9 protein-coding genes are annotated in these 13,427 nt (G+C 37.1%); 1 reads left to right on the forward strand and 8 read right to left on the reverse strand.

Annotated features, from left to right (window positions below; genetic code table 11):
* Positions 1 to 182: 182 nt before the first annotated feature.
* From R2S57_RS11305 to R2S57_RS11340, 8 genes are all read right to left on the reverse strand, one after another.
* Positions 183 to 3,041, reverse strand: coding sequence for an alpha/beta hydrolase family protein (locus tag R2S57_RS11305; protein ID WP_316845061.1), 2,859 nt, complete (start codon positions 3,039 to 3,041; stop codon positions 183 to 185).
* A 296-nt stretch (positions 3,042 to 3,337) separates the two neighbouring features.
* Entirely contained in the window at positions 3,338 to 5,131 is a 1,794-nt protein-coding gene (yidC, locus tag R2S57_RS11310) for a membrane protein insertase YidC (RefSeq protein WP_316845062.1), read from the reverse strand.
* 20 nt (positions 5,132 to 5,151) lie between these two features.
* Complete coding sequence (locus R2S57_RS11315) at positions 5,152 to 6,768, reverse strand: CTP synthase (protein WP_316845063.1); 1,617 nt, start codon at positions 6,766 to 6,768, stop codon at positions 5,152 to 5,154.
* Between the two features lie 161 nt (positions 6,769 to 6,929).
* Positions 6,930 to 7,691 (reverse strand): GLPGLI family protein, encoded by a 762-nt coding sequence (locus R2S57_RS11320; protein WP_316845064.1) that lies wholly within the window; start codon positions 7,689 to 7,691, stop codon positions 6,930 to 6,932.
* 1 nt (position 7,692) lies between these two features.
* Entirely contained in the window at positions 7,693 to 10,470 is a 2,778-nt protein-coding gene (locus tag R2S57_RS11325; protein ID WP_316845065.1) for an outer membrane beta-barrel protein, read from the reverse strand.
* 416 nt (positions 10,471 to 10,886) lie between these two features.
* The gene (locus R2S57_RS11330; protein ID WP_316845066.1) at positions 10,887 to 11,108 is read right to left on the reverse strand and encodes a hypothetical protein; all 222 of its coding nucleotides are present in this window, start codon (positions 11,106 to 11,108) and stop codon (positions 10,887 to 10,889) included.
* Between the two features lie 29 nt (positions 11,109 to 11,137).
* On the reverse strand, positions 11,138 to 11,680 hold the full coding sequence (locus tag R2S57_RS11335; protein WP_316845067.1) for a hypothetical protein: 543 nt from the start codon (positions 11,678 to 11,680) through the stop codon (positions 11,138 to 11,140).
* Positions 11,681 to 11,825: 145 nt separating this feature from the next.
* Positions 11,826 to 12,284, reverse strand: coding sequence for a hypothetical protein (locus R2S57_RS11340; RefSeq protein ID WP_316845068.1), 459 nt, complete (start codon positions 12,282 to 12,284; stop codon positions 11,826 to 11,828).
* Positions 12,285 to 12,390: 106 nt separating this feature from the next.
* On the opposite strand from R2S57_RS11340, the gene R2S57_RS11345 reads away from it, so the two are divergent.
* Positions 12,391 to 13,344, forward strand: a complete 954-nt coding sequence (locus R2S57_RS11345; protein ID WP_316845069.1) for a GNAT family N-acetyltransferase — start codon at positions 12,391 to 12,393, stop codon at positions 13,342 to 13,344.
* Positions 13,345 to 13,427: the final 83 nt, after the last annotated feature.

Below are 13,427 nucleotides of genomic sequence, written 5' to 3' on the forward strand. Positions count from 1 at the left end.
GTTGCGTCAACAACATCAGGGTTAATAGTCAATGATTTGATGGCTGATGGCCAGAACTATTAAACAATATGCCTATCAATGATACGGCTATTGGCTATCAAGCCATCAACCAAAAAAAAGTCCATAGCTAGTAGTTTACACACTACCAACTATGGACCATCTGACTCCAGACTTCTGACTAACTAAGGTTTATCATCCGTTAATTCAAAACCCCAGGTTTTTCCTTTTTCAGTTGCAGGAATTCCACTGGTCATCCAGGCTGGAGCTTTAGCACCTTTTAAATAATAATCGAAAAATTGTTGTTCACGGATCTGAATATCTTTACGGTTCTGGCGTTGTACTAAATTGTGCGCTTCACCATTATAGTTGAGCATCCAAACCGGTTTACCCAAACGGCGCAGGCCCGTAAACATTTCAATCCCTTGATACCAGGGCACGGCGCCGTCAGCATCGTTCGCCATTACCACAACTGGTGTATTTACTTTCGGAAACATGAATAATGGAGAGTTTTCGATGTATAATTCTGGTTTTTCCCAAAGAGTTGCACCGATACGGCTTTGTGTTTTTTCGTACTGAAACTGGCGGTTCATGCCGGTTTCCCAGCGGATACCACCATAAGCAGAAGTCATGTTGGCTACAGGTGCACCAGCCCATGCCGCCGCATACATGTTATTTTGGGTAATTAAGTAGGCCACCTGGTAACCGCCCCAGCTTTGACCCTGGATACCGATTTTACTGCCATCTACCCAACTGTTTTTCTTTAAACTTTCTACACCCGAATTGACAAATTCTACAGCAGATTTACCTGGATGACCAGTTTCATAACTAATATCCGGTGCAAAAACCAAATAGCCATTGCTCACAAAGTAAGAAATATTTAAGCGCGATGGAGTAGGAGCAGGTGCTTGATAATTGTACAAACCATCAGTAAGTTTTTCGTAGAAATAAGCAATCATCGGATATTTCTTATTCGGATCGAAATTTTCTGGTTTGTATAAAATACCTTCTGCTTTATAACCCTTTGGGGTGGTCCATTTAACCAGTTCGGCAGTACCCCAATTGTAGTTTTGTTGCTGAGGATTGGTATTGCTTAATTTGGTTTCGGTTTTAAAATCGGTGGTAATGTAAACATTAGGCGATTCTACGTAATTGGCTTTGTCGTAAATGTAAACATCTGCATCTTTAGCTTTTACCAGGTTCGAATATTTAAATTTAGCCATTACGACCAATTCCGGTGCTTTGGACGAACCTACATTGGTGCGGTAAAAACCGTTTTCCTTGGTCAGGTTATTGAAACCATCTAGCCATACCAGTTCGTTTGCTTTTACAAATTTGCTATCAGCGTTTCTTTCAGATCTATTTTCCTGTTGCACTCTTTCGTAGCGGAAAGTAAGGTTGTTTGCCCTTCCAAAACCAGCAGTAATGTTTTTAGGTGCCGATTTTCCATCTGGTGAAAACGACCAGATATCGTATTTATCATAAATTAATACCGCTTTATCTCCTTCTGTCCAGGTAGCTAAACCATAAGCTGATGGTAAATCTGGTACATCATTTTCTTCATCTACAAATTTCTCACTTAAACCCGCTGTTAAAACGGTAAGCTTTGCAGTAGCCACATTGTAGGTGTTCCAGCTGCCTGCTTTTCTATCAAAATATAAAACATAGTTTCCTGTAGGAGAAGCAAGCGCATAACCGTTCAAACCCTCAATGATTTTCTTTTTCTGTCCGTTTTTAGTGTCAACCAGATAATAATCTTTTGAAGTTGAGCCACTCCATTGTGACTCGATCCGGTGACCATAATCGGTAGATGCGAGAACCATTGCGGCATCGCCTTCTGCAATCAGATTTGCATCCGGTAATTTTTGATCTGTTAATGGGATTACTTTTGGATCGCTACTGTATACGTCAACTACCGACAGATAACTCTTTTTACTATCTCTATCTGCATTTTTAAGCTGCATAGGTTGTAAATAATCATCTTTATAATTCCAAACATCAACTTTTGCCACTTCGAAATCTACAATAGTCGTATCTTTTGGTTTTTTGATTGGAGAGATGCCAAAAAATAATTTTTTTCCATCTTTACTGAAGGTTATTTTTCCATCGCCATTAACCGACCATTTGGCAGGCAGTCCAGGCATATCAAAATCAACCAGGATCTGAGCTGTATCGAGCGTTAAAGAATTGTAATAAACATTGTAATCTTTTATCTCTTGTTTCTCCGGACTTTGTTCGCCCACAAAAGCAACATGCTCACTTTCTTCATCAAAAGTGAAATTTTTGAAACTGCCCTTGCCTTTAATTAAGGTTTTAAGTGTTCCTTTCTCGGTGTTTAATAAAAATACACCTTGTGGAGCGGTTTTGTCTTTTTTAGATCCGCTACAGGCAAAAACCAATTGTTTGCCATCCTTACTGAAATAATAGTCGGTAACGAATTTGTAGGTTTTATCGGTGCCGGTTAAAAGATTTTTGACCACTAAATCAGTTCCTTCTTCCGTTTTACTTTTAGCAGTTGGCTCATCATCAGCAAAGTCCATTTCTCCATCTTTTTTCTCAGCTGGTTTTACGGTTTTCTTTGCGGTATCTGGCTTTTCAGTTAAATAAGCCAGTACACCCGAACCTTCTTCCGGAAATTTAAAAGATTTTACCCTTGCCACTTTGGTGATGGCATTCGTAGTGAGATTGACTGTGCATAATGAGTCTTTTGGTAATTCATCAGCTTTTTTCTTTTTGATTTTAGCCTGACGTAGATCTTTATTTAAGGGGCGGATGTTAAAGGCTGCAAATTTAGAATCGTTACTAAACTGTGCGTTCATTCCTCTTGCAATGTTCAGTTTAGCATTGGTTTTGATATTGGTAAGGTATAATTGCGCATCTCCTTCTTGTTGTAAGATGCTGTACATGGCCCAGGTACCGTTATTTGATAATTGTTTTGTACCTACTGATTCCCAGGTATCATAAACGCTATGATCTAATGGTTTTTTTTGTGCGTAGGCAAAGCTGACAACGAAAAACAGAATAATTGTTAGTCTCTTATGCATTTTTAAAAGTTAAGTAATTTGTTGGTTGAGATTTAATCTCCTAAAATTGGAATTTTTTAGCTTATTAAGAAACTTGTATGTCAAATATTACAATTAAAAGCCATATAGTTGGGAAGTAGGGAAGTTGGGAAGTTGAAGATTGTAAGGTCAGAGGTCCGAAGTTAATGATGTATAAACTTCTCGCTCTTCGCCAAACGCTAACCGCCTTCTCGCTCTCCGCTTATCGCCACCCGCTCAAACTAAAAACCCCCGATCACTTTAAGTAATCGGGGGTTTCGTATTGTTAATCAGCCAAATTATTTTTTAGCTTGTTGTTGTTGACGCATATAGTCATCTAAACGTTGTTGGAATTTAGATTTTTTCTTTTTCTCATCAGCTGGTCTCGCTTTATTTTGTTGGATTAAAGCGTGGATTTTATCATCATCAACCATTTTACGGATTAAGAACTGCTGTCCGAAAGTCATTAAGTTGGCTAAGAAATAATAATAGTTTAATCCGGCAGGGTAGCTGTTCAATACACCTAAGAAAATAACTGGCATAATGTAACCAATGTATTTCATCTGACCCGTAGCGCCCGAAACCTGGTTGTTAAAATAAGTCATAATCAATGTAGAGATCGTCATCAATACACACATCAAACTTAAGTGATCACCAATGAAAGGAATTTTTACACCAAATTTAATAAACTCATCATACGTTGATAAATCTTTCATCCACAAGAAACTCTCACCACGCAACTCAAATAAGTTGGGGAAGAAGAAGAAGAAGGCCATTACCAAAGGCAATTGTAAAACCATTGGCAAACATCCACCGAGCGGGTTTACGCCAGCTTTCTTATAAAGTTTTAAATATTCCTGTTGAACCAATGTAGCATTGTCTTCACCTACTTTAGCTTTAATTTCGTCCATTTCTGGTTTCAAAACCCTCATTTTAGCCATTGATAGGTACGACTTATAAGTAAGAGGTGATAAAGCAAGTTTTAATAAAATGGTTAGTACCAGGATGATCACGCCATAGTTCCAGTTAAAACTATTCAAGAAGTTAAATACCGGCAATACAATAAAGCGGTTAATATATTTTAACGGCCAGTAACCCATATCAACCTGTTGCTCTAAATCGTATCCCTGTGCTTTTAAGGTCGAGAATTTATTTGTTCCGAAATAGAATTCCATTTCGTAAACCTGGTTTGCTGTATGTGCATATGGCAATTGCATATTGGCATCATAAAACTTCACCTCACCCGGAGTGGTTGGGATTTTAACTTCTAAACTTCCTTTGTCGAAAGCCTGTTTTGAGATTAACGAAGCCGAGAAAAAGTGTTGTTTGAAAGAGATCCACTGAATTTTACCTTTTGATAACTCTTCTTTTTCATCTTTAGAAACACTTAAATGGTTTACATCGCCATCTAAATATTTATAATAAGGCGCTGAGTAACGGTGCTCACTTTCGATCGATTTTTCTTGCTGTTTTAAAGTAGCCTGCCAGTTTAAACCAATGTTGTTACCCGCAATTACCTGCTGTAAACCTACTAAGTTAATATTGAAAGCAACTTTATTGCTTAATGCTTTTAAATCGTAAACATATTCTACGTATGCATTTGCACCATAATTGGCGCGCATGGTAACTGTATTTCCTGTTTTTGTTGGGGTAAAGTATAAATCATTGGTATTGATTACTTTGCCAGCAGCTTTCAGGTTTAAGCCAAATTTATTCTGATCTCCATCAAATAAAATAAGTGGTTTTCCAGTAAAGGTTTTCTGACCTTTAACTTCAACTGAAGTAATTTTACCACCTTTATTGCTTAAAGTGATTAATAGATTCTCGTTTTCTAAAACGGTATTCGCTTGTGTTCCAGTGATTGCAGTACCAAAAGGGCCTTTTAAGGCTAAAGAATCTACAACCGGGTTTACAATCGCAGCTGTTTTAGTCGTATCTTTTTGTACTGGCTTAACACCGGCTTTTTTCAAAGAATCTTGATGCTCCGTTTCTTGGGCTTTTTTTAATTCAGCCGCGTTCGGCTTCAAAAAATAGAATGATCCTGCCAAAATGATCATAATCAGGAACAGTCCTGTAAAGGTATTTCTATCCATTATTTATGTATGTACTGCTTTTAATTCGTTTTCTTTTTCGCAAACTCCATCGCAGCGGCGACAAATTTAACAAAAAGTGGGTGAGGATTAGCAACTGTTGATTTTAATTCTGGGTGAAACTGTCCGCCAACGAAAAATGGATGGTTTTTAAGTTCCACAATTTCAACCAAATTAGTCTGTGGGTTCATGCCCGACGCAATCATTCCTGCATCTTCATATTGCTTTAAATAAGCATTATTAAATTCGTAACGGTGACGGTGGCGCTCATTGATATGCGATTTTCCATAAATAGAAAAAGCTTTTGTGCCTTTTTTAATGTCGCAAGGATAAGAGCCTAAACGCATCGTTCCTCCTTTGTTTGTTATTTTTTTCTGCTCTTCCATCATATTAATTACCGGATTTGCAGCATTTTCTTCAATTTCTGTGGTATGGGCATCTTTTAAGCCTAAAACATTACGGCCAAACTCAATAACCGCACATTGCATACCCAAACAGATTCCAAAGAAAGGAATGTTGTTCTCACGAACATATTTGATGGCGTCAATTTTACCTTCAATACCACGGCTACCAAAACCAGGGGCAACTAAAACACCTTGTAAATGGCTTAATTTCTCTTTTACATTATCCGGGAAAAGACCTTCTGAGTGGATATATTCTACTCTTACCTTACATTCGTTTTTCGAACCTGCGTGTACAAAAGATTCGATAATTGATTTATAAGCATCAGGTAATTCTACATATTTACCGATCAAGCCGATTTTAACTTCAGCTGTAGGGTTTTTTAAACGGCCAAGGAAATCCTTCCAACTTTCCATATCGGGATCATTTTTGGTAGGCAGTTTTAATTTCGATAAAACAGTTTTGTCTAATTGCTCTTTTAACATCAACAATGGCACATCATAAATAGTAGATGCATCCATCGATTCGACTACCGCATTGATGTTAACGTTACAAAATAAAGCGATTTTTTTTCTGATTTCAGGGCTGATATGGTGTTCTGTTCTACAAACCAATATATCTGGTTGAATTCCGTACTCCAATAATGCTTTAACAGAGTGTTGTGTCGGTTTGGTTTTTAATTCACCGGCAGCAGCCAAATACGGCACTAAAGTTAAGTGGATTACGATGGCATTGGTACTGCCTTCTTCCCATTTAAACTGACGAACGGCCTCGATGAAAGGTAACGATTCGATATCACCAACGGTTCCACCAAGCTCAGTAATTACAATATCATAATCACCGCTATCGCCCAAAATGCGCATGTTGCGTTTAATCTCGTCGGTAATGTGCGGTACAACCTGAACCGTTTTACCTAAATATTCCCCTTTACGTTCTTTGTTGATTACGTTCTGGTAAATACGGCCGGTAGTAATGTTGTTTGCCTGTGAGGTTGGAACGTTAAGGAAACGCTCATAATGACCTAGATCCAAATCGGTTTCAGCACCATCTTCGGTAACAAAGCATTCGCCATGTTCGTATGGGTTTAAAGTTCCCGGATCGATATTAATGTACGGATCGAATTTCTGAATGGTTACACGGTAGCCACGTGCCTGTAAAAGTTTAGCTAAAGATGCGGAAATGATGCCCTTACCTAAAGAGGAAGTAACACCGCCCGTAACAAAAATATACTTTGTCATGATTGATAATTTGTGGAATTAACCGGGCTTTTTACACCCTTGTTAATTGTTTTTGTACGGGATACAAAGGTACGAAAAATTATCACTCGATTGGGTACTTACAGTAATATTTTTTAATGATATGATATCTCTGATATTGAATGTTTTATGGAAGATCCCTATTAAAATATCCAGGTATAAAGTTCTTTTTTGATCTCTTCGATCTTTCTGGGGTTCTTTTTATCCTCGTAACGGGTATAGAGATCGACCATTTTTTTGAAGTCTTTTTCGGTATCGGTTCTTTTGCCTTTTGTTGGCGCATCAACGTTTAAGATCGGTACATTTTTAGCTTCGATTTTAGTGGCAAACCAGGTGGTGTTGTATCGGGGTATAGCCAAGCCTAAGATCATCCCAGGCAAACCCGTAAATCCTTCAGGGCCGCCTTTTAATAAAATTTCATCCGTGTAAAAGGCAACAACAGAAACGCTGTCGTTTATAATCGTTATAGCTTTCCTACATTCGTAACCTGCAATTTTGCGTACATCGTGCATGATTTTCCAGTTGAGGTGGGGGATGGTATCCTTTAAAATAAAATCTTCGCCTCTAATTGGTTTTCTCAATACACGGGCTTTTTTAATGAAATCGGTATAAAGCTCATTCGTATTATCACCAGCAATAAAGAAGAAATTGTTGTCGTTTAAACTTTCTTTTGGCTTGCTCTTATAGATTGAAGTGCTATCATTAAAATTATATTCCCAGTTTGAAGTACGGTATTTGCTCATTTTGTCTTTGGAATCGTCTGATATCCAATCGTTTTCTGCGATTTGTTGCTTTTGGTTTATTTTTTTTTCGAAAGTAATTTTCGCGCTTCTAATGAAAACAGTTTGTGCCTTGATTATGGTAGCCGCAAAAAATAAAATTATTATTAATCCTATGTGTTTCATCTTATTTCTTTTTGTCTTCTTTAATGAAATTTCCGGTTAAATTATAGGTGATGCCAATTAAAACGTAGCGGGGAATGAAGCTATTGGTGTATTCGCTAATGTTATTTCCTCCCACATAACGGTTATAGCCGATTTTTTCAGCTAAAATATCAGAAATAGCTACTTTTATTTCGAGTTCTTGTGCCTTAAGCATCTTTTTTGATAAATAGGCGTTCCAAATGGCAATATTTACTGGCGTGCTAAATGAAGAGTTGGCAGGTTGGTAAGATAGTGAGATCGAAGTATTGAACTCAGTATTGTAAGGTAGTTCTATATTGCCGGAAATATCATGGTTGTGGTAAAAGTTTTTACCATTATTTATAGAACCGATTGATGACTTACTGTTTGAAAAGGTAAAGGATGGATTGTATTGGATCTGAACTTTATCACTATAATAACTAAAACGCGGGCGTAAACTTATACTGTTGTTTACATTTTCATTTAGTTTATTGTTTAAAATAGAAACGGAGTTTGAATGGTTATAACTGGCATTTAAACCGGTATTAAAATGGATTTTGCTAAAACTTTTATTAAAGCTTGCACCTGTGTAAAAATTGTTATTGCCATTTAGGTTGGTGTAACTGCTGGTTGTTTTGTTTACATCATCTACCGTTCTCACACTCACAACAGCATTTTTGGTAAAGCTATACCCACCATAAACATAGGCGTACATCTCCGACTTTTGTTGATAGGTATTAAAATTGAAACCCACATTGTTATTAAATGATGGTTTTAAATTTGGATTACCCTTAATTTCGTAAAGCGGGTTATTCACCTGCCTGATTGGCTGCAACTGGTCTAAACTCGGCTGCCGGGTACTACCATTGTAATTTAATGATACACTGGTATTTTTGCCCAGTTTATAATTCAGGTTACTCTGTGGGGCCCAGTTTAAATAGTCACGGTTAAATTTATTGTTCCGGTCTAGATCATTCAGTTCGAAAGTGGTTTGGGTAGCTTCTGCGCCACCGGAAAGTGTAAATTTCTTCGCCCGGTATTGCAGCACCACCTTGCCAATATTCGAAAAGTTATTGAAATCGAAATTATTGCTCAGCGAATCGATCCGTTTATTGTTTAACGATTTGTCAAAAACCAACTTATGGCTGTTAGAGACTACAGTTTTAAAACTGTAAGCGGTTTGTAGCGAAAATTGTTTGCCCAGAGGTTCAGTATAAGCTATTCTTGTTCCAAGAGAGCTTTCCCTCCCCGAGTTATCGTTTAAGAAATCCTGATTAACAGTTCTGTTGATTACACCATTGTCGTCATAATAATTGGTAACACTTAAACTGTTGCCCAAACTGGTGCCGTTTTTGGTTTCTGGTTGTAAATCGATAGAGAGTGTTCTTCCTTTTTTGGCGAACTTTTTCGAGTAATTGATATTGCCGTTAAATAAGTTGTTATCTCCGTTGCTGTTGTTTTGCTGATTGCTGTTGTTTACAAAAAATCCCGCTCCATTTTTGGTTTCATTACTGCTGGTGTACGCATCATTATTTTTGTTTTTGCTCGCAGCAAATGATATTTTTAATGTAGACAGCGAGTCTATCTTAACATCAACACTTCCTTTTAAACTTTGTCCTGTGTTTTTAGTTTCGCTGTTTGCGCTGCTGGAACTAAAGAAATTGGTTCCATTGGGTAATAGTGACTGGTTTTTAGAGGTTGTTCTATCTAAAACATCCCGATTGTTGCCCTTATAATTTAGTTTTAAGCCTACTTTATTTTCATTCCATTTATCGGAGAAGTGTGCGCCATAACTGGTAATATCAGGCAATCCGTTTGTTGGCGAGAAACCATCATCATCCTGGTTACCATACATGATCATCACAGTACTGCCATCATCTCCAACTTCAATTACATCGTAATCATTACCCTTTAATTTACTCATTGCAGCGCTTGCCTTCGAATCCTGATTGATATTGGAGTTAAATCCAAATACTGCCGCCTTTAATTTGCTTTTGTAAATGCCCGCCATGCCGCCAACGTTTTTAAAATGATTTAAATCACTGTTGGCATCCAGGGTGCTGAGATAGCCGTTTTTGGCGTTTTCCTTAAGCTTGATATTCATCACCTTTTCCTTGGCGTCGCCTTCCTTAATGCCAGAAAGTTCTTCTTGTTTGCTTTTTTTATCATACACCTGAACCTCGCTAACCGCATTGGCTTTCAGATATTTCTGTGCCAGGAGCGGATCATCGCCAAAAAATTCCTCTCCATCAACCAAAAGTGTATTTACATCTTTACCACCCGCTTTTATGGCGCCATCTTTATCCACCTCTATTCCAGGTAATCGCCTCAGTAAATCCTGCAGGTTGGCATGTGGTTTAACTGCAAAGCTGTCTGCCTGGTAGGTAATGGTATCACCTTTCATGCTGATGGCCTGTTTTTGTGCCTTGATGGTCACTTCATTCAAAAGTGTGGCCTTACTATCCATTGCAATATGACCAAGGTTAAATTTCGACGAATCAGACAATTGGATATCCCTGATAAAATCGGCCATTTTAGGGAAGGTGATGACTAAAGTATAATTGCCTTTTTTTAAGTTCGACAGTTCGAATTCGCCATTGGCTTTGGCCCGGGTATCTTTAACCAAAATAGAATCTTTACTTCTAATGAGTAAAATGGAGCTGTTTTGTAACTTGGTTTTCTCAACGGTATCAACCACAATGCCTTTTATACTTGCGTGTTGCGCGAAAGCAGGAAGAATAAATAAAGAAAAAATGAGCGCTAATAAGGATGGTTTGAGCATGTATTTTGGTGAAGAAGCGTTAATAAATGGTTTGTTTGGTTAAGACGCCTGAAAATACAACTATTTTTTTAGTTTTACAAAAAGAAATAAATATTTTTTGAAATAATAATAACTGCAAAGCAGTGTATATTAATAATTGCGCAGGGAATAATGGGGGAGGTTATTTTTCCAAGGCTGAAATCAATTTTTTGATCAATACAATTGACCAAAATGATAATAACTGTGCTCTATTACAGCTTCTATATTACGTAAATAAGTGCCATAATTTTCAGATACGAATATTTCATCCAATTTTTCGTCAGGCATTTGCTCTACCTCGTTTGCAAAAACTTCAGCATTCATCAAAAACGAATCGACTAGTTTTCTCCAATCTGATGCTGATTGTATTGGTGGAAGATCAAAGCTATATTGATCTTTTATTTCGAGAAGACCACACCTTTAAATACATTTAAAATTCCCGATAAATAATAATTGATATGGTAGGTTAAAGCGCCAATAGTATTTAAATCAGCTATTTTATATATTGCCTGTTCCCAGGTAAGACTTAACAATTGATCTTTGTAGTTGGTATTGGCAATCCAATAGCCATTTAATAAAACTTCTCTTAATCTGTTCGCGATAAATTCAGATCTTTTCATTTCTAAATTTTTTAAAGCCTGTGAAATGATTAACAACAGTTGTAATAAATCTTAACCTTCTGCTCTTTCTCGCTCCAGGCGATATAAATATTGTTTTCTTTACCCAAACGGTATTTAAAACCATTTAATCCCGATTTTTTTAGTTCTTCATATAGCGCCTTATCGGGGGTGTAGTTATCAGCTTTATCCTTTGGCATTACTGCAGGTTCCAGAAAATTATCCTCACTAAAAAAGTCATCGGCAATGGTTTTTAAGAAGATAACCTGATCTTTTTCTTTTGACAGATCTACATTAGGATCGGTGCTGCCCAACAATTCAGTACCTTTAATTTTAGTGTTGTAAATTTCTTTTCCATCAAAGTTTTTGATGCTAAAGGTCAGTACCATTTCTTCAGGTTTTCTACCAGTTAGTTCGATTTTGAAGGTGTCTAAGCGTTTTAAATCGGAAAAGGATTTGGCAAAACTTTGGTTAACGTTTTTAAACTCAATGGCATTGGTTTGTTTTTTGCCATTCGAATTACAGGCAACAAGCGCAAAAAGGAAGATAGCAAGGAAGAGCGATGTATTTCTCATACCCAAAACTACAAATTTTATAATGTGGTTTAAAATTAAAAGGAGTAGCCAACCGATAACCACAATTGAAAATCGAAATATCCATTAGGCAGTTTGCTGTTTAAATTATTCTTAACATTAAAATAATTTCCATAGCCCAAACCGATTAGCCTTCTAAGAGAAAATGTTGTTTAGGGATAAATGATACCCCAAAAGTTCCACCATAACGCAAAGAACTGGCTTTAAAATCCCGATCTTGACCAAAACTAAAAAAGCCCGTATTATCTACTGTACCATGTGAGACTATTGTTTTGTTCAGGTTCCCTAAATAAACACCGTAGAAAGCATTTGCTTCTCTATTTTTAATTGGCCTGAGGTATTTTTTCGCACGGAGTAAAAAGCCGTCGTAATGGTAGTAGTCGCGATAACTGAAATTTTTAATTTCTCCAAAAGTATAAGCAACTTCCAGTCCATAAAGATCAGCAAAGGTTTTTTCTACAGATAGGGCAGGCCTTTTGGCCACTAAATTTAAAACGTTGGTTTTTACAATTAAGCCAGCTGGTTCCTGGGCAAAAATCGCATTCCCGCACAAAATAGCGATAATTAAGAGTGTTTGTTTTGTCATAGATAAACTAAAATACAAAAATATTAGCCATGCCCAGTTAATCTTATTAGATATTATAATTTTAGTTTTTATATTTGCGTAACTGATTACGTAATTAATTATTATTATGAATTTTTTTGAAGAAGTAGGCAAAGTAGCTATTGGCAGTAGGTTAAGAATGTTAACCGATAAGGTAACAGAGGATGGTGCTCAGATTTATAAGTTGTACAACATTGATATGCAGCCCAAATGGTTTCCGGTATTTTACGCTTTGACACAGGTTAAAGAGAAAACCATTACCGAGCTCGCTAAGGAAATCGGTCATTCGCACCCATCAGTAAGCAAAATCATCAGTGAAATGCTAAAAAAAGGTTACGTTAAAGAAGCTAAGGACAAAACCGATGGCCGTAGGAATGTGGTGAGCCTCTCTAAAAAGGGTATAGCGGTTTCTGAAAAAATAAAAGATCAGCTGATTGATGTAAATGCAGCTGTTGAAGAGATTTCAGCTCAATCGCAAAATAATCTCTGGGAGGCGATAGGTGAGTGGGAGTTTTTATTGGAGCAAAAAACACTGTTGAGAAGGGTAATAGAAAAAAAGAAGGAGAGAGATAGTTTAAAAGTTGAAATTGTAGATTATCAACCGAAATATCAGGAGATATTCAGGTCACTTAATGTTGAATGGATTTCTCAATATTTTACAATGGAAGAGTCGGACTATAAAGCTTTGGATAATCCGCAGAGTTACATTTTAGATAAGGGTGGATTTATATTGCTTGCCTTGTACGAAGGAGAACCGCTTGGTGTTTGTGCACTGATTAAAATGAATGATGGCGAATATGATTTCGAACTGGCTAAAATGGCCGTATCGCCAAAAGCTCAGGGGAGAAATATAGGCTTTTTACTGGCAAATGCTATTGTTGAAAAAGCAAAGTTATTAGGCGCTGCGAAAATTTATTTAGAAAGCAATACCATTTTAAAACCAGCCATCAACCTTTATCATAAGCTTGGTTTCCAGAAAGTTGCAGGTAAACCAACCCCATATACCAGGTGTAATATTCAGATGGAACTGGTGGTGAAGTAGTTTAGGGGTTAGCGGTTAGGGTTTGGCGTTTGGCCGAGACTAAGGAAAGGACCAATGACTAGTGAACCAATGGCCAATGAACC

The sequence above is a fragment of the Pedobacter psychrodurus genome, assembly GCF_032678585.1.
Classification (GTDB): domain Bacteria; phylum Bacteroidota; class Bacteroidia; order Sphingobacteriales; family Sphingobacteriaceae; genus Pedobacter; species Pedobacter psychrodurus_A.